General features: G+C 59.4%; 21 protein-coding genes. 3 read left to right on the top strand and 18 right to left on the bottom strand.

Going from position 1 to position 25,418, the window contains the following annotated elements; all coding sequences use genetic code 11:
• The first annotated feature begins 213 nt into the window (after window positions 1-213).
• On the top strand, window positions 214-567 hold the full coding sequence (locus AFK24_RS26540; RefSeq protein WP_065836080.1) for a BON domain-containing protein: 354 nt from the start codon (window positions 214-216) through the stop codon (window positions 565-567).
• Window positions 568-827: 260 nt separating this feature from the next.
• On the opposite strand, the gene AFK24_RS26535 is transcribed toward AFK24_RS26540, so the two are convergent.
• From AFK24_RS26535 to dksA, 17 genes are all read right to left on the bottom strand, one after another.
• A complete protein-coding gene (locus AFK24_RS26535) occupies window positions 828-1,121 on the bottom strand; it encodes a DUF2845 domain-containing protein (RefSeq protein ID WP_240500465.1) in 294 nt (97 codons plus the stop codon).
• 27 nt (window positions 1,122-1,148) lie between these two features.
• Window positions 1,149-4,115 carry a DUF748 domain-containing protein gene (locus AFK24_RS26530; RefSeq protein ID WP_065836078.1) on the bottom strand — a complete coding sequence of 989 codons (2,967 nt, stop codon included), beginning with the start codon at window positions 4,113-4,115 and terminating at the stop codon, window positions 1,149-1,151.
• A 108-nt stretch (window positions 4,116-4,223) separates the two neighbouring features.
• Window positions 4,224-5,240 carry a class I SAM-dependent rRNA methyltransferase gene (locus AFK24_RS26525; protein ID WP_065836077.1) on the bottom strand — a complete coding sequence of 339 codons (1,017 nt, stop codon included), beginning with the start codon at window positions 5,238-5,240 and terminating at the stop codon, window positions 4,224-4,226.
• 158 nt (window positions 5,241-5,398) lie between these two features.
• Window positions 5,399-6,577, bottom strand: coding sequence for an acetyl-CoA C-acetyltransferase (locus AFK24_RS26520; RefSeq protein ID WP_065836076.1), 1,179 nt, complete (start codon window positions 6,575-6,577; stop codon window positions 5,399-5,401).
• A 149-nt stretch (window positions 6,578-6,726) separates the two neighbouring features.
• Window positions 6,727-7,593, bottom strand: a complete 867-nt coding sequence (locus AFK24_RS26515; RefSeq protein ID WP_065836075.1) for an oxygenase MpaB family protein — start codon at window positions 7,591-7,593, stop codon at window positions 6,727-6,729.
• A 131-nt stretch (window positions 7,594-7,724) separates the two neighbouring features.
• Window positions 7,725-9,662 carry an acetate--CoA ligase gene (gene acs / locus AFK24_RS26510; protein ID WP_065836074.1) on the bottom strand — a complete coding sequence of 646 codons (1,938 nt, stop codon included), beginning with the start codon at window positions 9,660-9,662 and terminating at the stop codon, window positions 7,725-7,727.
• A 137-nt stretch (window positions 9,663-9,799) separates the two neighbouring features.
• Window positions 9,800-11,464 carry a glucose-6-phosphate isomerase gene (pgi, locus tag AFK24_RS26505; RefSeq protein ID WP_065836073.1) on the bottom strand — a complete coding sequence of 555 codons (1,665 nt, stop codon included), beginning with the start codon at window positions 11,462-11,464 and terminating at the stop codon, window positions 9,800-9,802.
• Between the two features lie 182 nt (window positions 11,465-11,646).
• Entirely contained in the window at window positions 11,647-12,027 is a 381-nt protein-coding gene (gene panD, locus AFK24_RS26500; RefSeq protein ID WP_065836072.1) for an aspartate 1-decarboxylase, read from the bottom strand.
• A gap of 2 nt (window positions 12,028-12,029) precedes the next feature.
• A complete protein-coding gene (panC, locus tag AFK24_RS26495; protein ID WP_065836071.1) occupies window positions 12,030-12,887 on the bottom strand; it encodes a pantoate--beta-alanine ligase in 858 nt (285 codons plus the stop codon).
• A complete protein-coding gene (gene panB / locus AFK24_RS26490; protein ID WP_065836070.1) occupies window positions 12,884-13,684 on the bottom strand; it encodes a 3-methyl-2-oxobutanoate hydroxymethyltransferase in 801 nt (266 codons plus the stop codon). Before panB ends, panC begins: the two co-directional genes overlap by 4 nt.
• Before the next feature lie 237 nt (window positions 13,685-13,921).
• A complete protein-coding gene (gene folK / locus AFK24_RS26485; protein ID WP_065836069.1) occupies window positions 13,922-14,407 on the bottom strand; it encodes a 2-amino-4-hydroxy-6-hydroxymethyldihydropteridine diphosphokinase in 486 nt (161 codons plus the stop codon).
• A 15-nt stretch (window positions 14,408-14,422) separates the two neighbouring features.
• Entirely contained in the window at window positions 14,423-15,832 is a 1,410-nt protein-coding gene (locus AFK24_RS26480) for a polynucleotide adenylyltransferase PcnB (protein WP_065836068.1), read from the bottom strand.
• A 720-nt stretch (window positions 15,833-16,552) separates the two neighbouring features.
• A complete protein-coding gene (locus AFK24_RS26475; RefSeq protein ID WP_065836067.1) occupies window positions 16,553-17,983 on the bottom strand; it encodes a sigma-54-dependent transcriptional regulator in 1,431 nt (476 codons plus the stop codon).
• A 22-nt stretch (window positions 17,984-18,005) separates the two neighbouring features.
• Window positions 18,006-20,960, bottom strand: coding sequence for a sensor histidine kinase (locus tag AFK24_RS26470; protein ID WP_170826403.1), 2,955 nt, complete (start codon window positions 20,958-20,960; stop codon window positions 18,006-18,008).
• A complete protein-coding gene (locus tag AFK24_RS26465; RefSeq protein ID WP_004879930.1) occupies window positions 20,944-21,120 on the bottom strand; it encodes a hypothetical protein in 177 nt (58 codons plus the stop codon). The genes AFK24_RS26470 and AFK24_RS26465 overlap by 17 nt, the downstream gene beginning before the upstream one ends.
• Window positions 21,121-21,243: 123 nt before the next feature.
• The gene (gene gluQRS, locus AFK24_RS26460; RefSeq protein ID WP_065836065.1) at window positions 21,244-22,131 is read right to left on the bottom strand and encodes a tRNA glutamyl-Q(34) synthetase GluQRS; all 888 of its coding nucleotides are present in this window, start codon (window positions 22,129-22,131) and stop codon (window positions 21,244-21,246) included.
• A 211-nt stretch (window positions 22,132-22,342) separates the two neighbouring features.
• Window positions 22,343-22,786 (bottom strand): RNA polymerase-binding protein DksA, encoded by a 444-nt coding sequence (dksA, locus tag AFK24_RS26455; protein ID WP_065836064.1) that lies wholly within the window; start codon window positions 22,784-22,786, stop codon window positions 22,343-22,345.
• Window positions 22,787-23,178: 392 nt separating this feature from the next.
• Here dksA and AFK24_RS26450 point away from each other — a divergent pair, with 392 nt between their 5' ends.
• On the top strand, window positions 23,179-24,351 hold the full coding sequence (locus AFK24_RS26450; RefSeq protein ID WP_065836063.1) for a pyridoxal phosphate-dependent aminotransferase: 1,173 nt from the start codon (window positions 23,179-23,181) through the stop codon (window positions 24,349-24,351).
• Entirely contained in the window at window positions 24,351-25,109 is a 759-nt protein-coding gene (sfsA, locus tag AFK24_RS26445) for a DNA/RNA nuclease SfsA (protein WP_065836062.1), read from the top strand. The genes AFK24_RS26450 and sfsA overlap by 1 nt, the downstream gene beginning before the upstream one ends.
• On the opposite strand, the gene AFK24_RS26440 is transcribed toward sfsA, so the two are convergent.
• Window positions 25,070-25,399, bottom strand: coding sequence for a Rieske (2Fe-2S) protein (locus tag AFK24_RS26440; protein ID WP_065836061.1), 330 nt, complete (start codon window positions 25,397-25,399; stop codon window positions 25,070-25,072). The genes sfsA and AFK24_RS26440 overlap by 40 nt on opposite strands.
• Window positions 25,400-25,418: the final 19 nt, after the last annotated feature.

Here is a 25,418-nt window from a genome sequence, read left to right as displayed (position 1 = left end):
TTCACAGTAACGACCGTCGGAAACATGCAACTTGCACGCGCCCAGAAAGACGAACGGGCAATCTGCACGATTCCATGAAATCTCTATTTCTGTAACTTACTGATTTATATATATTTTGTGGTTGTCTGAGGGTTGGCACAGCGATTGCGATATATACCGTAACCCTGCTGCCACTTGCTGGCGCAGATTTAGAGAAAAACAGGAGTTACTCGTATGAAGAAGTTTGCTATCGCTGCTGCTACCGCCACTGCCCTGACTCTGACCATGGCTAACGCTGCTTTCGCACAGACCTCGACTCAAGCTCCGATGGTCCTGGCAGCCAACACCACGACTCAAGAAGTCAAAGAAGACACTTCTGATACCTGGATCACCACCAAAGTCAAAGCAGACCTGCTGACTGAAAAAGGCATCCCGGGTTCGGACATCAAGGTAGAAACCAACAAAGGCGTGGTTTCCCTGTCCTCCATGGTTAAAGTGACCGAAGCTCAGAAAAAGACCGCTGTTGCGATCGCCCATAAAATCAAGGGCGTTAAAGACGTCTCCGCTGCCGGCCTGAAAGCTGAGTAAGCAAATATATGCGCTGAACATTTATACAAGCAGTCGTCGCCCGCAAGGGCGGATGACTGACTGATTGAAGGTTCATGCGAAGACCACAAGGATGTGGTCATTAAAGGCCCCGGCGTTTACGTCGGGGCCTTTTCTATTGTGGGAGACACAAACCCGTTGGAGCGAGGCTTGCCCGCGAAGAGGCCGGCACACGCGACGTCCAGGTACAGCCTGGAAACGCGTTCGCGGGCAAGCCTCGCTCCAACGAACCCGCGTGCTTCTCACCGCTGCCGTTGACTCTCAATCCTCACCAGCCGACCACCTTCAAATCGCAAATACTGATACATGCCGTGGTCGGGGCCGTAAATCCACTCTTCGACACGCACCTCTTCAGATCTCCGGTATGTACTGTTGAAGGTTTCCTTGCTGCCGATGACGTCTTGGCTTACCGGTACACCACACTTCTGCTGCACCTCGAACGCCCGGTCGCCAACACTGATCAGCTGGCTGCCGCAACGCAGCGTCGAAGCCTGCGCAGCGCAGGTCAGCGACAGCAGGCCCACGCTGAGTAACAGGCGTACTGCGAAAGAAGTGTTCAAGGCTTACTCGCTATCCAGATGCAGTGGGCTGATTACGGTGCCATTCTTCTGCGCTTCGCCCAAGGAAGCATCGACGAAATACACGCGTTCGTCCGCCAGCTTGCCTTTGTCGACCAGGTAATCCTTGATGCTGCTAGCCCGCTCCTGGCCCAGCTCGCGCAGCAGGGTTTCACTGCCGCTCCAGAACTTGAGAATCTCGTCGCGCATGACCTTGGAGCGCTCTTCCTTGCCCAGGTCTACCCACTGCGCCAATGGCTGTTTCTTCAGGCGGGCGCGGTAGATGCCTTCGAGCATCGGCGCTTTTTCGCTTTCCGGCACTTCCAGCAGCGAAGCCTGGGCCGGGACTTTATCGCCCCGACGCTGGAGGATCTTGTAATAGGTGTACTGATATTCGCGTTCCAGTCGTGCCTGGGCAATCAATGGACCGTCGGCGGTGGCCGCAGCGGTGCCTTCGATCTCGAGACGCAAGGCCGGACGCTCCTTGAGCGCGGCTGAGAGCTTGTCCAGGGCCTTTTGCGCATCGCCACTCAACTCGCTGACGCCCGGCGCGAACGACACGCTGCCGAGGTCCTCGGAGCCTCCACCGCTGACCAGCCCGCCAATGAACTTGAACGGCGCGGTCGCGGCGCGCACCACTAGATTGCGCAGGGTCTGCCAGACAATCGGCATGACGCTGAATTGCGGGTTGTTCAGGTCACCGGAAACCGGCAGCTCGATGGAGATCTTGCCCTCGCTATCCTTGAGCAGCGCGATAGCCAGGCGAATCGGCAAGTCCATCGCGTCCGGGCTGTCGACCTTTTCCCCCAGCTGCAATTGCTCGACCACCACCTTGTTCTCCGCCTGCAGCTGGCCTTTGATGATCTTGTAATGCAGGTCAAGATTGAGTCGACCCTTGCGGATGCGATAGCCGGCAAATTTCCCGGAGTAGGGTGTCAGGGTGGTGAGTTCCACGCGTTTGAAACTTGTTGCGATATCCAGCGCGGCCATTGGGTCGAATGGATTGAGACTGCCCTTGATGGTCACCGGCGCGTAGCGATCCACTTTGCCGTTGATGTTGACGGTGGCGGGTTTCGACTGGCGATTGTCCAGCGTGCCGATCTGGCCATTGAGTTGCTGGATGGCGGTGGCGAAGTTGGGGGTCAGGCTGAAGTCGGCAAAGTTGGCCGAGCCGTCATTGATGTTCACTTCGCCGACACGAATACCCAGTGGTTTTTCTTTGCTCGCACTGGCGCTGGTCTTGGCTGCCGGGGTTTTATCCGCCGGTTGCGGGATCAGCAAATCATCGACGTTGGTGGTTCGGTCATCGTTGATCATGAACCGCGCGTAGGGTTGCGCCAGGTTCACTTTGGCAATGTTCAGGCTGTCGCCGTGCTCGTAATTCAGCCCTTCAAGCGTCAGCTGTTGCCACTTGAGGAAATCCCGCTGTTTCAGCGTATCGAGCGTATGCAGCTGGCTCACCTGAGCCTGGCCGTTGATGCTGAAGGCCAGTGGTTCGGTGTTTTTCAGGTTGACCGCCAAGTCGCTGCCGAGCATACCGCTGCGCAATTCAAGGCGGATGAACGGGCTGATGTAAGCCTGGGCGACGCGCAGGTCGATGTCCTTGGTGGTCACTTGCAGCCTGGCGCTGACCGGGCTCAGGTTTACATCACCGGCGGCAGTGAGACTGCCTTGCTTGCCGATACCGGTGTCTAGCTTGAGGGTGAAGGGCGATTTATTCAGGCTGTCGAAGTTCTGCACGTCCAGATTCAGTGGGCCGACATCAATTGCCACCGGCTCTTTCGGCACGCGGTCGGCGAGGTGGATTTGATAATCGCGCAGCTGCACATCCTTGAGCAGCACCTGCCAGGGCTTGGACGCCGTGGCCGGTTTGGCAGCGGCTTGCGCTTGCGCGTCGGTTGGCGCGGCCGGTTCCGGAGCCTTTTCGTCCACGGTCGCGGCTTTGGCGGGCTGCGGTGCAGTTTTCCCCGGTTGGCTGGCGAACAGCTTTTGCCAATCCAGTTGCCCGTCGGATTCGCGCGCGGCCCAGGTTTCGAGCTTGTTGCTGCGGATCTTGCCGACGCTGACCAATTGCTTGGCCAGATCCACCGAGGTATCGCTGACATCCAGACGTTGCAGGCGTACCAGCGGGCGGCCGTCAGGTGCATTGATCGCGAACGGCGCAACGCTCAGGGCCAGGTCCGTCAGCTTGAGCTCGGTGTCCTTCGACAGGTTCAATGTGTAGGCGGTGCTGAAGTTCAGCACGCCGTCCTGCAACGCCAGCGGCAGGGCGTCGCGCACATAGGGCCACCAGACTTTCATCTTGCCGTCGGTGATTTTCAGTGTGCCTTCGGACGTGATCGGCACGAGGCTGATGCGCCCGACCCAATCGATCTGGCCGCCTTCGGGCCCCGCCGCGACCAGCGTCATGTCGGCGTTGTCTTCGGGGAGGGTGCTGAGATTCTTCAGCTCGAAGTTGAGCTTGTCGTAGAGGAATTCGATGGGTTCGCTGGGGCGCAGGTCCTGGAAATGCACAAAACCGTCCGCCAGTTTGATCTGGTCAATACGCAGCGGGAATGGCTTGCTGGGCGGCTCGTCTTTCACCGGTTCGCTGGGCGGCAGCTTGAGCAGCTGGGCCAGATTCAGCTTGCCCTGCTTGTCGAACAACAGCTCGGTCTTGGGTTTGAGCAGCTCCACGGCCTGCAAATGCAGCGCGCGGGTCCAGAGGCTGTCGATCTGCAGATTGGCATAAAGCTTTTCGAAACCGACCTGTTCTTTGCCGGGCGCCCCGATATTCAGGCCCCAAAGAGTCACTTCCAGGCTGAAAGGGTTGAGCTCCAGCCGGTCGAGTCGCGCCGGAACTGTGGAGTAGTCCGCCAGTTGCTGGTTGGCGATACGCAAAGCGATGCCGGGGAGGATGAGAAAGCCCAGTACGGTATAGAGGCCGAAGACCACCAGTAGGGCGCCAATCGCGCGTTTCAATCCTTTGTACATGTGAGGCGTCGTCTTTCTATATCGGAGGTCCTTTGAGTATGGCACGCCATTCTGGTTCCGAAGGTGACGCCTTTAGTTCTCGTAGGAAGCCTCCGAAAGCTCTGTGGCTTAGAGCTGGAGGATCAACGTCTTGAGCGGCGGCTGATTGTCCATGGACGGGAAGTCCTCGGCCGGCGGCATGATCTGCCACTCGCGCACGGGTCGCCCGGTCTTGGTGGCACAGCGCAGCACCTGTTCGCGCCAGTCTTCCATGCTGACTTTCGCCAGATTGTTGCAGCAGATCAGCACGCCGTTGTCGGCGGTGGTCAGCAGCGCAGGCTTGAGCAGGCTTTGATAGTCGCGCAGCAGATCAACCGTGCCAAAGGCACTTTTCGCCCAGGCGGGTGGGTCGAGCAACACCAGATCGTATTGGCGCTGATTCAGCTTCACGTAATCCGGCAGTTTGTACCCGCGCCGCTGAGCGATGGGCAGCCCGGCCATTTGCCGGATCGCCGGGAAATAATCGGACTGAATGAATTCCATGCGCGGCAGTTGCGGGTTGAGCGCGCCGTTCTCACGGCCGACTGCGAGATTGCCCTCGGCAAAATCCAGATTGCAGACTTCGCGGGCACCGCCCGCTGCTGCGCTCAAGCCGACGCCGCAGGTGTAGGCGAACAGATTGAGTACGCTCTTGCCTGCGCAGTGCTGCTTGACCCAGCCGCGGGTGTTGCGCAGGTCGAGGAACAGCAGTGGGTCCTGGCCGGCGTGACGTCCGCGCACGCGGTAATTCAGGCCCCATTCGTGACCGATCAGGTCTTGCAGCGCTGCATCTTCAGCCTGGTAAACGGCGTCGTCCCGGTCGATTCGGGAATTGCCCTGTGACCGGTCGTTGTAAACCAGCAGCGTGTCGACGTTCAGGCGTGTATTGACCGTGGCGTGCAGTTCCAGCAACGCGTCACGCTCAAGGCGCGTGTGAAAGCTCTGCACCAGCAATTGCGGGCCGTAGCGGTCGATGGTCAGGCCGCTGGCGCCTTCCTGGCTGCCGTGGAACAGCCGATAACAGTCCGTGCCCTGTTGATGCAGTTGGGTCAGCAAGGATTGGCGGTTATCGAGGGCGACGCTTAGCGCCTGAATCAAGGAAGACATGCAAAGCGCCTTGGGCTGGAATGGGCGCGGCAGTTTATCAGGTAAGTGATGCGGGGAGAGATCGCTGAATAAGGCGCAATCCCGTAGGACCGGCTTTAGCCGGGAGGGCGTTCTCCCGGCTAAAGCCGGTCCTACGGGAAGAGCATTGGCGCTTATGTTTACCGCGCCAACGCCAGCGCAACCCCTTGCCCGCCGCCGATGCACAAGGTCGCCAGACCTTTCTTGGCGTCGCGCTTGATCATTTCATGCAGCAGGGTCACCAGCACGCGGCAGCCCGATGCGCCGATCGGGTGGCCCAGGGCGATTGCGCCGCCGTTGACGTTGACCTTGGCCATGTCCCAGCCCAGTTCCTTGCCGACCGACAACGCCTGTGCCGCGAAGGCTTCGTTGGCTTCGATCAGGTCCAGTTGCTCAATGGACCAACCGGCTTTGTCCAGGCAGCGGCGGGTGGCGCTGACCGGGCCGATGCCCATGATCGCCGGGTCGACGCCCGCGTTGGCATAGGCCGCGATACGCGCCAGCACCGGAAGGCCGAGTTGTTCGGCCTTGGCGGCACTCATCAGGATGACCGCTGCGGCGCCGTCATTGAGCGATGAGGCGTTGCCCGCTGTAACGCTGCCGTCTTTCTTGAAGGCAGGCTTGAGCTTGCCCAGCGACTCGGCAGTAGTACCGGCACGCGGCTGCTCGTCAGTGGCGAAAGCGATCGGATCGCCTTTGCGCTGAGGGATCAGGATCGGCGTGATTTCCTCGACGAAGCGTCCGCCTTCGATGGCGGCTACGGCTTTCTGCTGTGATTGCGCAGCAAAAGCATCCTGCGCTTCGCGGCTAATTTCGTACTTGTCGGCGAGGTTTTCGGCGGTGATGCCCATGTGGTAATCGTTGAACGCATCCCACAAGCCATCGCTGATCATGGTGTCCACCAGCGTGCTGTGGCCCATGCGCAATCCGGTGCGTGCGCCCGGCATGACGTAGTTGGACAGGCTCATGTTCTCCTGGCCGCCGGCGATGATCACTTCGGCATCGCCGCAACGAATGGCCTGGGTTGCCAGATGCAGGGCTTTGAGGCCCGAGCCGCAGACTTTATTGAGGGTCATGGCCGGTACTGCAAACGGCAGCCCCGCCTTGATTGCCGACTGCCGCGCAGGGTTTTGCCCGGCGCCAGCGGTGAGAACCTGGCCCATGATCACTTCATCGACTTGCGCGCCATCAAGGCCGGTCTGCGCCAACAACTGGCGGATGACGGCCGCGCCCAGATCGACAGCGGAAACATTTGCCAGGGAACCCTGGAAACTTCCGACAGCGGTACGAGTGGCGGCAACGATAACGACGTCTTGCATGGCGCGGATCCTCATTTTTGTTAGGGTTTTACGTCGGGAATGATGCTTCGGTCCCGAGTCGTTGTGATGAAGAGGTCCATGTTGTCACACAAATGGCGGGCGCTTCCAACCGAGAACCGACCAGTATCCGTTTTGGCTTGCCGTTTAGCTTACTGGTCCATGCGCCGCCGGGCGCGATGAATCGAGCCGTTGCGCACCGCCCAGCGCAATACCGGAGCACTGCGTTTGACGGCGGCGCGGATCATTTTGCGTTGTAAGGGGGATTGATGCAGATCGAGCATCGCGCTGGCCCAGTCAGGCAGCAACTCAATGCCCGCCTGCATCATTAAAGAACCCATGGGTTTGGCCATCAAGCTGGGTGCAGGCGCCGCCAGCAGCAGACGCAAGACTTCCCGGCTGCGCTCGTCGCACATCAATTGCGGACGGATGCCGGCTAGGTAATCGGCGATTTCCTGCGACGAGCGCGGCACATTCCGCGCGCCGAGCCGTTCAGCGACAAGCGCCGTTTCGTTGTAGTACCGGTCCTGATCCGCTAGGGAAAGGTTCGGGTTCAGGTAGCGCAAATGCGCGGCGAGAAAATTGCTGACCTCGGCGACATGCACCCAGGTCAGCAAATCCGGGTCGCTGGCGGCATAGGGCCGGCCGTCGGGCGCGGAGCCGGTCACTTGCAGGTGAATGGTGCGCACCTTGTCTATCAGCCAGTTGGCGTCCTGGGTGGAGCCAAAGGTGGTGCCGGAGATGAATTGCCCGGTGCGGCGCAAGCGGCCAAGCATGTCCTGACGAAAGTTGGAGTGATCCCAGACACCGGCCAGGGCGAGCGGATGCAGCGCCTGCAACATCAGGGCGCTGATACCGCCGATCAGCATGCTGGGGAAATCGCCGTGGACTTGCCAGCAAATGGCATCTGGCCCAAACAAACCGGGATCGCCCTTGGGGTTTTCCAGATCCAGTTGGCCGAGTGACAGCCCGGTGAGGCTCATGACTTGGGTTTCGATACGACTTCGGATGAATTCCATGGGCTCTCATCGAACAAAACATAACCACTTGAATTGACGCGTAATCCCGTAGGAGCGGCTTCAGCCACGAGGCTGCTCTCCCGGCTGAAGCCGGTCCTACGGAACCTATGCGGGACCATGCCCCGCTTCGCTCAACGATTCAAGCGTTTGTCGATCAGTCCTTCCACCACGCTCGGGTCGGCGAGGGTGGAGGTGTCGCCCAAAGTGTCCAGTTCATTGCAGGCAATCTTGCGCAGAATGCGCCGCATGATTTTCCCCGAGCGGGTTTTCGGCAGTGCTGGCGCCCATTGAATCAGCTCGGGTTTGGCGAAACTGCCGATTTCCGAGCTGACGTGAGCAAGCAGCTCTTTGCGCAACTCCTCACTGGGTTCGACTCCATTCATCGGCGTTACAAAGGCGTAGATGCCCATGCCTTTGACGTCGTGTGGATAACCGACGACGGCGGCCTCGGCAATACTGTCGTGCAGCACCAGGGCGCTTTCGATTTCGGCCGTTCCGATCCGATGCCCGGAAACGTTGATGACGTCATCCACGCGCCCGGTGATCCAGTAATCGCCGTCCTCGTCGCGACGAGCGCCGTCCCCTGTGAAGTAATAACCGGGATATGGCTTGAAGTAGGTATCGATCATGCGCTGCTTGTCGCCATACACGCTGCGTATCTGCCCCGGCCAACTGGCCTTTAGCGCCAGCAAACCGCTGGCCGCGCCCTGGATTTCCTGACCCTTGTCGTCGAGCAGAACCGGCTGCACGCCGAACATCGGCTGCGTGGCGCAGCCCGGTTTGATCCGGCTGGCACTGATCAGCGGGGTCAGCAGAATGCCGCCGGTTTCCGTCTGCCACCAGGTATCGACAATCGGGCAGCGCTCTTTGCCTACCTGATGGAAATACCATTCCCACGCTTCCGGGTTGATCGGCTCACCGACGCTTCCGAGCAAACGCAGGCTTTCCCGGGATGTGTCCTGCAAGGGGGCGAGCCCTTCGCGCATCAAGGCGCGCAACGCGGTGGGCGCAGTGTAGAAAATATTCACCTGATGCTTGTCGATCACTTGCCAGAAGCGCGAGCTGTCCGGGTAGCTGGGCACGCCTTCGAACATCAGGGTTGTCGCGCCATTCGCCAGCGGGCCATAGACGATGTAACTGTGGCCAGTCACCCAGCCGACATCCGCCGTACACCAGAAGACTTCGCCGTCGCGGTAATCGAACACGTATTTGTGGGTCATCGCCACCTGCAGCAAATAACCACCGGTGGTGTGCAGCACGCCTTTGGGTTTGCCGGTACTGCCAGAGGTGTAAAGAATAAACAGCGGATCTTCGGCGTCCATCGGTTCTGGCGGACAGTCATCGCTCATGCCGCGTACGGCTTCGTGATACCAGATATCGCGATCCGGCACCCAATCCACATCGCCTTCAGTGCGTTGCACCACCAGTACCGTGCTGACATTCGGGCAACTTTGCAGTGCCTTGTCGACGTTCTGTTTGAGTGCCACGTATTTACCACCGCGCACGCCTTCGTCAGCGGTAATCACCGTGCGGCAGTCGGCATCGAGAATCCGGTCACGCAGGGCGTCCGGCGAGAAACCACCGAAGACCACCGAATGCACCGCGCCGATTCGCGTGCAGGCGAGCATGGCGTAGGCGGCTTCAGGGATCATCGGCATGTAGATGCACACCCGATCACCTTTTTTTACGCCACGGCTTTTCAGTACGTTGGCGAGGCGGGCGACGTTGTGATGGAGTTTTTTGTAGGTTATTTCAGCGGATTCAGAAGGATTGTCGCCCTCCCAGATAATGGCTATCTGCTCGCCGCGCTGCTTGAGATGGCGGTCGATGCAGTTGTAGCTGACGTTGAGTTTGCCACCTGCAAACCACTGGGCTTCGCCGGTCTTGAGATCGGCGCGCTGCACTTCGTTCCACGGCGTTGACCAGTCGAGGAAGATTTTGGCTTGTTCGGCCCAGAACAGGTCGGGTTGTTCCACTGACTCGCGGTACATGCGCTGATAATCGGCGGCGTTCAGCTGCGCCGCCTGGCGCACAGCATCGGCTTGGGGATATCTGCTGATATCGAACATGACGGTTCCTTATTCTTGTGGAGGTCACAAGGCAGTGTAGTGCGTCGGGCTTGGGTGGGTTCAATCCACGCCCAGAAACGCAAAACCCGCCGTCTCTTGCGAGAGCGGCGGGCTCGGGTGTTGCGTTGAGCGCAAGATCAGCCGCGGTGACGACCACGGAAATAATTGATCAGGCCCTGGGTCGACGCGTCATCAGCTGGTTCGTCGGTGCCGCCGGTCAGGCGCTGGTAAACCGCCTTGCCCATTTCCTTGCCCAGCTCCACACCCCACTGATCAAAGGCGTTGGTGCCCCATATCACGCTTTGCACGAAGACCTTGTGTTCGTACATCGCCACCAGTGCGCCGAGGCGGCGGGGGCTAATGCGTTCGAGCACCAGGGTGTTGCTCGGACGGTTGCCGGGGATGACTTTGTGCGGCGCGAGCTTTTGCACGTCGCCTTCGGCCATGCCCTTGTCACGCAGTTCAGCTTCGGCTTCGCTGCGAGTCTTGCCCATCATCAAGGCCTGGCTTTGCGACAGGCAGTTGGCGTACAGCCATTGGTGGTGATCGGCGACCGGGTTGAAGCTGACAATCGGCACGATGAAGTCAGCCGGAATCATCTGCGTGCCCTGGTGCAGCAACTGGTGATAAGCATGCTGACCGTTGGCGCCTACGCCGCCCCAGATGACCGGGCCGGTGTCGGTAGAAACCGGCGTGCCGTCCTGGCGCACGCTCTTGCCGTTGGATTCCATGTCCAGCTGTTGCAAGTGCTTGGTGATGTTACGCAGGTAATGGTCGTAAGGCAGAATCGCGTGGCTTTGCGCGCCCCAGAAATTGCCGTACCAGACACCCAGCAGCGCCAACAGCACCGGCATGTTCTGTTCGAACGACGCGGTCAGGAAGTGTTGGTCCATCGAATACGCGCCGGACAACAGTTCCTTGAAGTTGGACATGCCGATGGCCAGCGCGATAGGCAGGCCGATAGCCGACCATAGCGAATAACGACCGCCGACCCAGTCCCACATCGGGAAGATGTTTTCTTCACGGATGCCGAACGCCACGGCAGCGGCATTGTTGCTCGACACCGCGATGAAGTGACGATACAGCTCAGCCTCGGAACCGCCTTGCGCCAGATACCAGGCACGGGCGGCGGTCGCGTTCTTGAGGGTTTCCAGGGTGGTGAAGGTCTTCGACGAAACGATGAACAGCGTCGTTTCAGCACGCAGCTTCAAGGTCAGTTCGTGGAACTCACTGCCGTCGATGTTCGCCAGGTAATGACAGCGAACGCCTTTTTGCGCGTAGGACAACAACGCTTCGGACACCAGCTCCGGACCGAGGAACGAACCACCGATGCCGATGTTCACCACGTCGGTGATTGGCTTCTCGGTGTAGCCGCGCCACAGACCGTCGTGAATGCGGCCGACCAGATCAGTCATCTGGTTGAGCACTTTGTGAACTTCAGGCATCACGTTGACGCCGTTGACCTGCAGCTTGTCGCCAACCGGACGTCGCAGCGCGGTATGCAACGCCGGGCGGCCTTCGGAAGCGTTGACCAGCTCGCCGTCGTATTGCGCCTTGATGGCTTCTTTGAGGCCGACTTCATTGGCCAGGCTCACCAGCAAGTCGCGGGTTTCACTGGTGATCAGGTTTTTCGAGTAATCGAGAAACAGACCACAACTGCTCAGGGTGAATTCGCTGAAACGCTGCGGGTTTTCGTTGAACGCTTCGCGCATGCTGAAATCCTGCATGGCTTCGCGGTGTTGATTGAGTGCCTGCCAAGCGGGCAGGCTGGTCACGTCGGAAGGGGTGCGGTAGTACGCCATCGCTGCGGGTTTCCTTGTACTTGGAACTGGCTTTGGACCTTAAAAGCGAGCGGGATCAGACAGGTTTTACGGCGTTGGAGACTAATACCTGTGCGCCTGTTTGTCTGCGCTTCGCTTTACCTGGGCTCGGTACTTTTTCACACAACATCGTCCGGGCATTAAACATGTTCGGTGCTGGTTCGTCAGGCCACCTGTACCGGTATGGCATTGCTGGTGTGGCTAAGTTCATTACCGGGAGCCATGTACAGCATTCGTGGCTTGAAATGCTCAAGCTCGGCTTCGGAGTACTGAGCATAGGCGCAGATGATCACGCGATCACCGACTTTCGCTTTATGAGCGGCCGCGCCGTTGACCGAAATCATCCGCGAGCCTGCTTCGCCCCGGATGGCATAGGTCGTGAAACGCTCGCCGTTGTCCAGGTTATAGATCTGGATTTGTTCGTACTCGCGAATCCCGGACAGGTCCAGCCATTCGCCATCAATCGCACAGGAGCCTTCGTAGTCGAGCACTGCGTGAGTGACTTCGGCACGGTGCAGCTTGGCCTTCAACATGATGCTTTGCATGTTTATGCATGTTCCCTGTTCAGGTGCAGGTTATCGATCAAGCGCGTCTTGCCCAGGAAAACCGCAGCCAGAACGACCACATCACTGTGCTCGGCAGTCGCCGGACGCAGGCTGGTGGCTTCGCGAATTTCCAGGTAGTCGGGGCGCAATCCGGCCGCTTCGAGCTGGTGCTTGCCCAGGTCGAGCAGCGCGCTGAAGTCCTGTTCACCTTTGCTGATGGCGTCGCCAATCTGGCAGATCACGCGGTACAACTCGGGCGCAATGGCGCGCTGTTCTTCGCTGAGGTAGCCGTTGCGCGACGACAACGCCAGGCCGTCCGCCGCCCGAACCGTCGGCTCACCGATGATCTGGATCGGCATGTTCAGGTCGCGTACCAGCGCGCGGATCACCGCCAGTTGCTGGAAATCCTTCTGGCCGAACACGGCCAGATCCGGCTGGACCATATTGAATAGCTTGCTGACTACCGTCGCAACGCCGTCAAAGTGCCCTGGACGACTGGCGCCGCACAGTCCTTCGGACAGGCTCGGTACGCTGACGATGGTCTGGTCGGCCATGCCGTGGGGATACATTTCTTCAACCGTCGGCGTGAACAGCAGATGGCAGCCGGCCTGGAGCAGTTTTTCCTGATCTGCCGCCAGGGTGCGCGGATAAGTGGCCAGGTCTTCGTTAGGGCCGAACTGCAGCGGGTTGACGAAGATGGTGGCGACGACGAAGTCCGCGCGTTGCGCAGCCTTGGTAATCAGCGCCGCATGACCGCTGTGCAGGTTGCCCATGGTCGGCGCCAGGCCGATCCGCTTGCCTTCACTGCGCGCACGTGCGACAGCCGCGCGTAATTCGCGCACGGTTTTAACTGTGATCATGCTGAAAATCCGTGTTCAGTTGCCGGGAAGCTGACGTCTTTGACTGCCGCAACATAGGCCTGCAATGCTGATTGAATGTCGGGCTGACCGATCATGAAGTTCTTCACGAACTTGGGTACGCGACCGGTTATGGCCAGCCCCAGCATGTCGTGCAAGACCAGCACCTGGCCATCAGTCGCACTGCCCGCGCCGATGCCGATGACCGGAATCTTCACCGCATGGCTGATTTCCTCGGCCAGCTCGCTGGGCACGCATTCCAGCAGCAGCATCGCCGCGCCAGCCTGCTCAAGCGTGATGGCGTCGGCACGCATTTGCCGCGCCTGAGTTTCCAGCCGGCCTTGCACCTTGTAACCGCCCAGTACGTTCACCGCTTGCGGGGTGAGGCCCATGTGCGCGCAAACCGGAACGCCACGGTCGCTCAGCAGGCGGATCGACTCCGCCAGCCAGGCTGCGCCTTCGACCTTGAGCATGTGCGCACCGGCCTGCATCAGCGCGGCGCTGTTGGCGAAGGTTTGATCGAGGGTTGCGTAGGACATGAACGGCAGGTCGGCCATGATCAGCGCGCCCTGATTGCCACGTTTGACGCAGGCCACGTGATAGGCCATCTCGGCGGTGGTAACAGGCAACGTGCTGTCATGACCTTGGAGGACCATGCCCAGCGAATCGCCGACCAGCAGCACTTCTACGCCGGCCTGGCTTGCAGCATGGGCAAAGGTCGCGTCGTAGCAGGTCAGCATGGTGATTTTCTCACCCTTTTGTTTCAGGCCCAGCAACGACGTAACAGTGATATCTGGCATGGAAAAGTCCTCGATCAGGCGCTGTGAACACTACGGCGAGCAACGCGTGAGATTCATCCTGGAAAAGCAGGTACACCGTCGTTTTGCGGTGTTTACCGAGTCCTGCTTGCGCCCATGGGCCAGCGAACAGGCTGGCGGGGACGCCTATCTTCGTGAGGAGGGGGCGTGAAGTCAATTGCGCGTGTTACCCCCGGCTACCGGTTACAGCAGAGCGGTTACAGCCAGGCTGTTACCGGGTCAGGTGCGGGCAGGCAGGCGCTCAAGTCCTTCGAAGGGGCAATCGGCGAGCATTTGACTCAGGGAGCGACCGTCCGGCAGCTGCAAATCAGGGGCAAGCTCGGCCAGCGGGTAGAGCACGAAGGCCCTGGCGTGCATGTGATAGTGCGGCACTTTGAGGCGCGCTTCGTCGATGAGGCGCTCACCGAACAGCAGGATGTCGAGGTCCAGGGTACGCGGTCCCCAGCGCTCATGACGTTCGCGGCCTTGATCCAGTTCGATGGCTTGCAGGCGGTCGAGCAACGCCAGTGGCGTCAGCTCGGTATCCAGCGCAGCGACGGCATTGGTGAAACGCGGCTGGCCTGGCAGCAGGGAATCGCTGATGTACAAGGCTGAAACGCCAACCCACTGACTGTGGGGCAATTGCGTCAATGCAGTGGTCGCACTGCGCAATTGCTCGGCGGGATCAGCCAGATTGCTGCCCATGCCTATATAGACGCGTTCCATGTCAGCAACCCTGGATCATTCGCCGGAAGAATTCGGCGCGTCGCCAGCGGCGCGTTTGCGCTTGGCGCCACTGGTACGGCGGCGTTTGCGCGGCGGGGCGCCCGTGGCGTCAGGCTTGCTGCTCAGGTCGCGAATCATCTCGCGGCGTTCGCTGTCGTTGCATTCCTGATAATCGGTCCACCATTCGCCCAGGCCGTCGGTCTCTTCGCCGGCGCTTTCGCGCAGCAGGAGGAAATCGTAACCGGCGCGGAATCGTGGGTTGTCGAGCAGCATATCGGCACGCTTGCCGGAGCGACGCGGCAGACGTTCCTGCATGTCCCAGATCTCGCGGATCGGCATGGTGAAACGCTTCGGGATAGCGATGCGCTGGCATTGCTCGATGATCAGCTCTTGCGCCGCTTCGTTCATGGCCGGAATCGGCGGCATGCCGCGTTCCTGCAAGCGCAGCACTTTGGCAGGCAATGCTGGCCAGAGCAGGGCAGCAAACAGGAACGCCGGTGTTACCGGCTTGTTCTGTTTGATGCGCAGGTCAGTATTGGCCAGGGCTTCGCTGATCAGCGTGTGGGTGTAGGTCGGGTTGTATTCAAGGGCCTTGGAGCTGGCCGGGAACAGCGGTTCGAACAGTTCCAGATCGACCAGCATTTCGAAGGTCGACGCGGCGTAACCGGACATGAACAGCTTGAGCACTTCTTCGAAAAGACGCGCCGACGGAATATCGCGCAGCATCGGCGCCAGCTGCCGGATCGGCGTGGCGCTGTGTTTTTCGATGCCGAAATCCAGCTTGGCGGCGAAACGCACGGCGCGCAGCATGCGCACCGGGTCTTCTTTATAGCGCTGCTGCGGATCGCCGATCAGGCGGATCAAGCGATTGCGGATGTCGTGTACGCCGTTGGCGTAATCGAGCACGCGCTCGGAAACCGGGTCGTAATACAGGGCGTTGATCGTGAAGTCGCGACGCTGGGCGTCCTCTTCAAGCGTGCCATACACGTTGTCGCGCAGAATCCGGCCGCTCTCGTTACGCGAAGACTGGTTGCTGTCTTCGTCCTCATCATCCACCGGATGATTGGCACGGAAGGTGGCGACTTCGATGATTTCGCGGCCGAAGTGAATATGAACCAGCTTGAAGCGCCGGCCTATGATTCGAGCATTGCGAAATTCAGCGCGAACCTGTTCCGGCGTGGCGCTGGTGGCGACGTCGAAATCCTTGGGTTCGATATGCAGCATCAGGTCCCGCACGCAGCCACCGACCAGATAAGCCTGGTAGCCAGCGTTTTGCAGGCGCTCGACAATGCTGACCGCGTAGCGGCTGAACTGGCTGCGTTGCAGCGAGTGTTGGCTGCTGTTGAGCACTTCAGGTGTGCTGCGGATGTGTTGCTGCGGTTTGCGCAGTGGGGAACGGAGAGACTGGAACAGCTTCTTCAGCATGGGATGCACTGTTTGAAGGAATATTCGGCCAAAAACGAAGAGTGACCGCACGATGGGCGGGGATTCTAGCATTTAGTCGGGGGATGGTGTAGGAAGCTGCGCGACAGGCTTACAAGAAGGGGGTGAACGGCTTTCTTTATTGCGCAAGCTACTGGGGGAGCCGAAGCTCCCCCAAAGTCTATGCTCTTTATTTTTATTGTCTGTTCGGGCTTTTTGTTTTTGTTGAGTGCCCATTCACGAGACTTTTCGTCTGTGAACCCTCCCAATCGGGAGTCAAGAGCAAACGGATTGCTTTGGTCGCTGCGTTGCAATGATCATTCGATCCAACCAGTTCAGGCGCTACCTTAGGGTAGTTTTTGTTGTTCTCAGCCTGGTCGTGGGGCAAGCCCCAAATACAACTCCTCTCCAAAAGAATCAGTTAGCTGCGCCTCCGCCGTGTTGTTCTTGTTATGCGTGAGTCGATACGTATTGTTTTTATTATGGATTTTGCTACTGCGAGTTTTTGTTGTTCTTGTACCAGAGATATTGCAGAACCTGTGCCAACTTTTAGAAACCCTTTAAAACCGGGCGCTCTGGGGTTGGGATGGCTTTCTGGTGGCATAAAAAAGCCGGGACTTCGTTACCGTAAGACCCGGCTTTTGTTACGTTGAACCTGCTGAGGTAACACCTTCGACACAAGGCGCGCACGCTCGGGCTAGAGCCTTGCGCGGCCTTCCTCGATCAAGTTTCGCTGGCCACACCTTTGCGGCGCGGGATGCCCAGGCGCTGACGACGCTCCCACAGACACTTGCGGCTGACGCCCAGTTTGCGTGCCAGCTCGGTTTCAGTCATGTGATCCTGATGTTCCAGGACGAAATGCTGGAAGTAATCCTCAAGGGACAAGTCTTCGGTGGGCTCGTGGCTGGTGGAGCTGGAAGCATTATGCTGAGCGGGCAGGCCGATGAAGTCCTCGTCGTCCAGGTCGCTCAGTTCGATGTCGATGCCCAGCAGCTCGGCCGAAATTTCCGGGCTCTCGCACAGAATGACCGCGCGTTCTACAGCGTTTTCCAGCTCGCGCACGTTGCCCGGCCAAGTGTAATGGCGAATCGCTTGTTCGGCGTCCGGGGCAAACTTCAGGTCAGTGCGACCGACCTTGGCGCTTTGTCTGGCAAGAAAGGAACGGGCGATGTCGATGACATCTGCGCCACGTTCACGCAGGGCCGGCAGTTTCAGCGCGATCACGTGCAGGCGGTAATAAAGGTCTTCGCGGAACTGGCCGACTTTGGCCAGGCTTTTCAGGTCGCGGTGCGTCGCAGCAATCAGGCGCACGTCGACTTTTTGCGACTGAACCGAGCCAACCCGGCGAATTTCGCCTTCCTGAAGCACGCGCAGCAATCGCGCCTGGGCTTCGAGGGGCAGCTCGCCAATTTCATCGAGGAACAATGTGCCACCGTCGGCGGCTTCTACCAGACCGGCACGACCTGCGCTGGCTCCGGTAAAGGCGCCTTTCTCGTGGCCGAACAGTTCGGACTCGATCAAGGTTTCCGGGATCGCTGCGCAGTTCACCGAAATCATCGGCGCCTTGGCGCGGCGGGAAAGATTATGCAGCGCACGTGCCACCAATTCCTTACCGGTGCCCGATTCTCCCTGGATCAACACATTGGAATCAGTTGGCGCGACCTTGCGAATCTTGCTGTAAAGGTCCTGCATCGGCGCGCAAGAGCCGATGATGCCGATTTCGCCATTGCTGTTGTCGACCACGCCTTTGTCCGCACCGTTGGCCTTGGCCAGACTGCGGTCGGCCTGCATGCTTTGCACGGTTTGACGGTCACGCAGAATCCGCGCCACGGCCTGGAGCATCTCGTCGTGATCGAACGGTTTGGCGATGTAATCGACGGCGCCCATTTTCATGGAGTCCACGGCCGAGCGCAGGCTGGCGTAGCTGGTCATGATCAGCACGGGCTTGCCTTCACCGAGTTTGATCAACTCGGTGCCGGGCGCGCCCGGTAAGCGCAAATCACTGACGATCAGATCAAACGAAGGGATGCTGAATCGTTCCTGGGCTTCCTGCACCGAACCCGCTTCGCTGACCTGGTACTGGTTACGTTCCAGCAGGCGACGCAGGGCCGAGCGGATAATGGTTTCGTCTTCGACGATCAGAATATGCGGCATTGATTCGGTTCTCTCGACGGTCTCAGTTCACAGCGGACGTCGCTTCGACATGTCGCGGCAATGTCACCCGAATACGGGTACCGCGCTGGTGCTCGGGGTCGGCCGGGCTGTCGATGGTGATCTGTCCATAATGCTCTTCAACGATGGAATAGACCAGTGCGAGGCCCAGTCCGGTACCTTCACCTGGATCCTTGGTGGTGAAGAAAGGTTCGAACAATCGATCCATGATTGCTTTCGGAATGCCACTGCCTTCGTCTTCCACAATCAGGTCGACAGTGTGTTCGGAAACTTCGCTCCGGACCCGCACCGCACTGCCCGCAGGCGACGCGTCGCGGGCATTGGAGAGCAGATTGATAAGCACCTGGGCCAGCCGTTGCGGGTCGCCATCGACCCAGTGTTCGGGATCGCACAGGTTATAGAAATGCACTTCGAAGTTGCGCCGGTTCAGTGCAAGCAGACCAATGGCATCCTGCGCCACCTCGGCCAGGCACACCGCTTCGTCGGTATGTTGATGACCGCCCGCATGGGCGAAGCTCATCAGCGACTGCACGATCCGTGAAACACGCTTGGTCTGTTCCAGGATCTGGCTGCTGATTTCGGTCAGTTCGCCATCGTCTTCGCGCTCTTCACGCAGGTTCTGCGCCAGGCAGGCGATGCCAGTAATCGGGTTGCCGATTTCATGAGCCACGCCAGCGGCCAGACGACCGATGCTGGCCAGCCGCTCGGAGTGCACCAGTTTGTCTTCGAGCATCTGCGTGTCGGTCAAATCCTCGACCAGCAATACCAGGCCGCTGTTGCCGGGGGCCAAGGGCTCGTCGATAGCGGCTTTGTGCAGATTGAGCCAACGGGTCTGGCCATCAAGTGCCAGGCGCTGCTTATGCAGATGCTCGTCGGGAAGATTGATGAAACCCAGCAGCAACTCTTTCCAGGGGTCGGTGATGGTCTCAAGCCGCGAGCCGACCACGCGCTGGGCGGCGATGCCGGTCAGTTCTTCCATGGCCTTGTTCCACATCAGGATCTCTTGATCCTTGGCCAGCGAGCACACGCCCATTGGCAGCTCTTGCAACGTCTGCCGGTGATAGCGGCGCAGGGCATCGAGCTCCGCAGCCAGCCCGGTCAGGCGCGAGTGGTAATCCTCAAGGCGGCTTTCAATAAAGTGGATATCTTCGGTGACGTAGTTTTCGCCACCGGACTTGTAGGGCAGGAAGGTCTCGACCATGTCCTGGGCCACGCTGGGCCCCATCAGTCCAGACAGGTTGGCTTCAATGCGATCGCGCAGACGCCGCAGCGCGTAAGGACGACGCTCATCAAACGGCAAGTAAAGATCGCGCAACGCCTGCTCGACTTCCTTCTGCGCAGCCTTGGCTCCCAGCGGCTTGGCCAGTTGCGTGGCGAACTCCTGCGGCGACGCGGCGTGCAGTTCGCGGCGTTGCGGGCGGCGCACGTTGTCCACCGCGCAGGCTTCGGCGGCGCTGGCTTCTTCCGGGCTGGGATTGCTGAACAGCGAAATCAGGGTGAATAGCAACACGTTGGCGGCCAGCGAGGCGATTGCCGCCATGTGCCAGCTGGTATCGTCCAGAACGTAGATCATGTTCAGCAGCGGGATATAAAAACCCTGGAAGTCGCCGATCAACGGCAACAGCATGCTGACCATCCATACCGTGATGCCCGCCAGCAAGCCGGCGATGAATCCGCGACGATTGGCCGCCGGCCAATACAGGACCGAAAGCACCCCCGGCAGGAATTGCAGGGTCGCCACGAACGCCACGATACCCAGATTAGCCAGATCCTGTTGCGCGCCGAGCAATAGATAGAAACCGTAGCCAGCCATGATGATCGCAACGATCAGGCCGCGCCGGGTCCACTTCAGCCAACGGTAGATATTACCTTCGGCGGGCGGCTGATAAAGCGGCAGAACCAGATGATTCAAGGCCATGCCCGACAGGGCCAGGGTCGTGACGATGATCAATCCGCTGGCCGCCGACAGCCCGCCCACATAGGCGAGTAGAGCCAGCGCCTTGCTGTTGACTGCGATGCCGATGCCTAGCGTGAAGTATTCCGGGCTGGTGGTCGCGCCGAGCTTGAGCCCGGCCCAGAGAATCAATGGCACAGCCAGGCTCATCAACAACAGGAACAGCGGCAGGCCCCAGCTGGCGCTGACCAGCGAGCGCGGGCTGAGGTTTTCGGTAAACGTCATGTGGTACATGTGTGGCATGACGATGGCCGAGGCGAAGAACACCAGCAGCAAGGTGCGCCACGGGCCTTCCTGCAGCGGTGTATGCAGCGCTGCGAGCGCACTCTGGTTCTGCAACAGCCATTGTTCCAACGCTTGCGGGCCATCAAAGACGCCATACAACGCGTACAGGCCGATGCCGCCAATGGCGATGAGCTTGATCACTGACTCAAAGGCAATGGCGAACACCAAACCTTCGTGTTTCTCCCGGGTGGCGATGTGTCGCGAGCCAAAGAAGATCGTGAACAGGGTAATCAGCGCGCAAAACGCCAGGGCGACGCGGTTCTGCACCGGCTCGCGGGTGAGGATGCCAATGGAATCGGCCACCGCCTGGATCTGCAACGCGAGCAGTGGCAGTACGCCGATCAGCATGAAAATAGTGGTCAGCGCGCCCGCCCAGGTGCTGCGGAAGCGGAACGCAAACAGATCGGCCAACGATGAAAGCTGATAGGTGCGGGTGATTTTCAGGATCGGATACAGCAACACCGGCGCCAAAAGGAACGCCCCGGAAACCCCGAGATAGCTGGAGAGAAAGCCGTAGCCGTACTGATAGGCCAGGCCGACCGTCCCGTAAAACGCCCAGGCACTGGCATAGACACCCAGCGACAAGGTGTAGGTCAGCGGGTGACGGATGATCCAGCGGGGAATGACGCCGCGCTCGCTGATCCATGCCACGCCGAACAGCACTAATAAATAGGCGGCGCTGACCAGAATCATCTGGGTCAGGCTAAAGCTCATCGGCATCTCGTTGGCTCTGGAGAATGAAGGTGACCACGATCAGGATCAGCCACAGCAGATACGGGCGATACCAGGCGCCGGTCGCATCTATCCACCAATCCATGATGGCCGGAGAGAACAGGTAAATGCCTACCACCAGCAACAGGACCAATCGGTAAATATACATTTGGCCTCCTTCGCGATTCGTTCGCGTTGCTGCGGATGAGGAGCGGCATGGTAACGGATGGCGCGCAACCTGCAAGAGGCGTTTCATCACCCGTCTATACAAGTTGATCGCGACCGCTCTAGCTCAGTCTATCCGGGCTTCTTCAAGGTTGCGAACCTTGGGGATCAACGCAGCGTTCCAGTGCCCGATTGCCCACTTGAGGACCTCTTGTGGCGTGCCGTAACCCAGTTGCTTATCGACCGGCTGTCCCAGCGCACGCAACGCTCGCAACAATAAAGGCGTCGCTTGATCTGCCGCCAGTGGTGGCGAACGATAGGATTTGCCCAGTTTGTTGCCGTCCGGCTGCGTGATCAGTGGCACATGCAGGTAGCGAGGGGCTGGAACGCCGAGCAATTCCTGGAGGTACAGCTGGCGCGGGGTGGAGTCAAGCAAGTCGGCGCCGCGCACCACGTCCGTGATGCCTTGCCAGGCGTCGTCGATCACCACAGCCAGTTGATAGGCGAACAAGCCGTCGCGGCGTTTGATCACGAAATCCCCGACTTCACGGCCCAGATGCTGCTGAAAGTTGCCCTGAACCCGATCCTCGAATTGATACTGCACTTCCGGCACGCGAATGCGGATGGCGGCATTTTCCCAGTCGTGGCCGGCGTCCCGGCAAATCCCCGGATAAACCCCGGCGAACGGCTCCAGTTGTTTGCGCGAGCATGTGCAGGCATACGCCAGCCCGTGGCTGAGCCAGCGATTGACGATCTGTGCGTAAGCGTCATGGCGCTGGCTTTGACTGACCAGCTCGCCATCCCATTCAAAACCGTAGCGTTCGAGGGTATCGACAATCGCGGCTTGCGCGCCCGGGACTTCTCTCGGTGGATCGAGATCTTCCATGCGCATCAGCCATAGACCGCCAACCGAGCGGGCGTCGAGGTACGAGGCCAGTGCTGCGACCAGCGAGCCAAAGTGCAGGTAACCGCTGGGCGTCGGCGCAAAGCGCCCGATGTAGGAAGAGGGATTCATGGGCGCGATGTTACTGGAGATTGGGGCTGGCTTCGATATTTGGCTTGTTGGAGCGAGGCTTGCCCGCGATTCAATCGCCTCGGTGTGTCAGACAATTCGCGTAATCGTTCTTCGCGGGCAAGCCTCGCTCCTACAGAATCAAGTGTTTGCCCAGGAGATCCAGAAACAACAAAGGACGCCGAAGCGTCCCTGGTTCAAGGCTGCGGGTCGCTTACTTGCCGACCTGCTTTTCCTTGATTTCCGCCAACGTCTTGCAGTCGATGCAAAGGTCGGCGGTTGGGCGGGCTTCGAGGCGGCGGATGCCGATCTCTACGCCGCAGGATTCACACCAGCCATATTCTTCGTCTTCGATCAACTGCAGCGTCTTGTCGATCTTCTTGATCAACTTGCGCTCGCGATCACGGGCGCGCAACTCCAGGCTGAATTCTTCTTCCTGGCTGGCGCGATCTGCTGGATCCGGAAAGTTGGCCGCTTCGTCTTTCATGTGATGCATGGTCCGATCGACCTCTTGCATCAACTGCAACTTCCAGCCACCAAGAATCTTGGTGAAGTGAGCACGCATCTTTTCGCTCATGTACTCCTCGCCCTTACTGATTTCGTAAGGTTTGAAGTCACCAGCTATCTGGTTGTTCTGCTGCTTTTCTTGGGTGGGCATGAATGGACCGCCTCTCACTCTTTAATCCATTGCGCAGGATTTATACATCGCCGACACCTGCCGGCCCTGCGGCTGCAAGCGGGCGAACTTACCAGATCAAATCGGAGCGCGCTACTCCCGGTTGTCGAGCATGAGCGCACGACAGCACAGTTGATCATAGCTCCGGCCACGGCATGGGGTGGGAAAAAACCTTGGCTGAATTGATTTTCGCAGGCTGAGTTGCACCCATTTGGATATTTACCCCCTCAATCATTGGTCAAACGGGCAAATTCCCAGCGGTGAGCTGTCCTCGTCTTTTTAAATCACAGGCACTCGCGAGGTTGGGTAGAATCGTTCGCGCAAGGTATCCAGCCTGTTTATCCGGCTCTGTTTTTTATCATTAAGGAAGGCCAATGGCTCAGCCCTACAGTGCGCGCAGTCGCGCCATCGAACCCTTTCATGTCATGGCGTTGCTGGCGCGGGCCAATGAACTGCAGGCGGCGGGGCACGATGTCATTCACCTGGAAATCGGTGAGCCGGACTTCACCACTGCGGCGCCGATCATTGCCGCCGGGCAAGCCGCGCTGGCTGCGGGCAAAACCCGCTACACCGCCGCGCGTGGCCTGCCGGAGTTGCGCGAGGCCATTGCCGGATTTTATGCCCAGCGTTATGGCGTGAGCCTCGATCCCGGCCGGATTCTGGTGACACCCGGCGGTTCCGGTGCGCTGTTGCTCGCCAGCAGCTTGTTGGTCGATCCTGGCAAGCATTGGTTGCTCGCCGATCCTGGCTATCCGTGTAATCGCCATTTTCTGCGACTGGTCGAAGGCGCCGCACAACTGGTACCAGTCGGTCCAGACGTGCGTTATCAACTGACGCCCGAGTTGGTGGCTAAACATTGGGATCAAGACAGCGTGGGCGCATTGGTTGCTTCGCCCGCCAATCCCACCGGCACACTGCTGCATCGCGATGAATTGGCGGCATTGTCGGCAGCGCTCAAGGCGCGAAACGGTCATCTGGTGGTGGACGAGATTTACCATGGCCTGACTTACGGCACTGACGCGGCCAGCGTGCTGGAAGTCGACGATGAGGCGTTCGTCCTTAATAGTTTTTCGAAATATTTCGGCATGACCGGCTGGCGTTTGGGCTGGCTGGTCGCGCCGCCGGATGCGGTCGCGGATCTGGAGAAACTCGCGCAGAACCTCTACATCAGTGCGCCGAGCATGGCGCAATACGCCGCGCTGGCCTGTTTCGAGCCGCAAACCCTGGAAATTCTCGAAGAGCGCCGCGCCGAATTCGGCCTGCGCCGGGACTTCCTGCTGCCAGCCTTGCGTGAACTGGGCTTCAAGATCGCAGTAGAGCCAGAGGGCGCGTTTTACCTTTATGCTGACATCAGCGCGTTCGGCGGCGATGCGTTTGCGTTTTGCCGACACTTTCTGGAAACCGAGCACGTGGCGATCACCCCTGGGCTGGACTTCGGCCGTTTTCAGGCGGGTCACCACGTGCGTTTTGCATACACCCAGAGCCTGCCGCGTCTGCAACAAGCCGTTGAGCGAATCGCTCGCGGTCTGCGGAGCTGGCAAGGCTGATGCGCTTTTCTCCCGAACTTGAACAAGGTCTGCTGGTGGTGCGTTACAAGCGTTTCCTGGCCGATATCGAAACCACCAGCGGTGAGCTGCTGACCATTCATTGCCCCAACACCGGCTCGATGTTCAATTGCATGATGCCGGGCGGACGGGTCTGGTTCAGTCGTTCCAGTGACCCTAAACGCAAGTTGCCCGGCACCTGGGAAATCAGCGAGACCCCGCAAGGGCGGCTGGCCTGTATCAATACCGGGCGCGCCAATCACCTGGTGGAAGAAGCCTTGCGCGCTGGTGTCATCAGTGAACTCAACGGTTTCACCGGCCTCAAGCGTGAAGTGGCGTACGGGCAGGAAAAGAGCCGGGTGGATTTTCGTCTGGATTACCCTGATGGCCCGGCGTTCGTCGAGGTCAAGAGCGTGACATTGGGTTTTGACGGTTCATCGGTCGCGGCATTTCCCGACGCCGTCACCCTGCGCGGCGCTCGGCACTTGCGGGAATTGGCGAGTCTGGCGCGCGACGGTGTGCGCGCAGTGTTGCTGTACTGCGTCAACCTGACCGGCGTCGAAGCGGTCAGGCCCGCAGCAGAGATCGACCCCGGTTATGCAGCAGCGTTGCGCGACGCGATGGCTGCGGGGGTCGAAGTGCTGGCCTATGGCGTCCAGCTAACATCCGAGGAGATATTCATCGACCGGCCCTTGCAGCTTCGCTGGGAACTCGATCCCGTTCAGGCGTTATCGCTGGAAGTGATCCAGATCCCGTCTTGATCCTCATGACAGGCAATCGCCGTCAACGATTGCCCTTCGCAAGGCCCGGCCACGCATTCGCCGCTTTCGATAAGGAACAGTGCGCCGTGGGTCGTGCACTGGATCAGGCTGGCGCTGGGGTCCAGAAACTGGTTTTCCTGCCATTCCAGGGCGATGCCGCGATGCGGGCAGCGGTTCTGGTAGACGTATATCTGGCCGTCACGACGTATCGCTATCAGGTTACGGCCGTCCAGTTCCAGGCCACGGCTTTGGCCTTCCGGTATATCGCTACCGGCACAGAGCAATTTCAGAGGGTTCTCCTTGGTGGGC

Origin of the sequence: Pseudomonas syringae, from assembly GCF_001698815.1 — a bacterium.
Taxonomy (GTDB): Bacteria; Pseudomonadota; Gammaproteobacteria; order Pseudomonadales; family Pseudomonadaceae; genus Aquipseudomonas; species Aquipseudomonas syringae_A.
The sequence above is the reverse complement of the archived record's forward strand: the minus strand, read 5'-3'. Positions and strand labels throughout refer to the sequence as shown.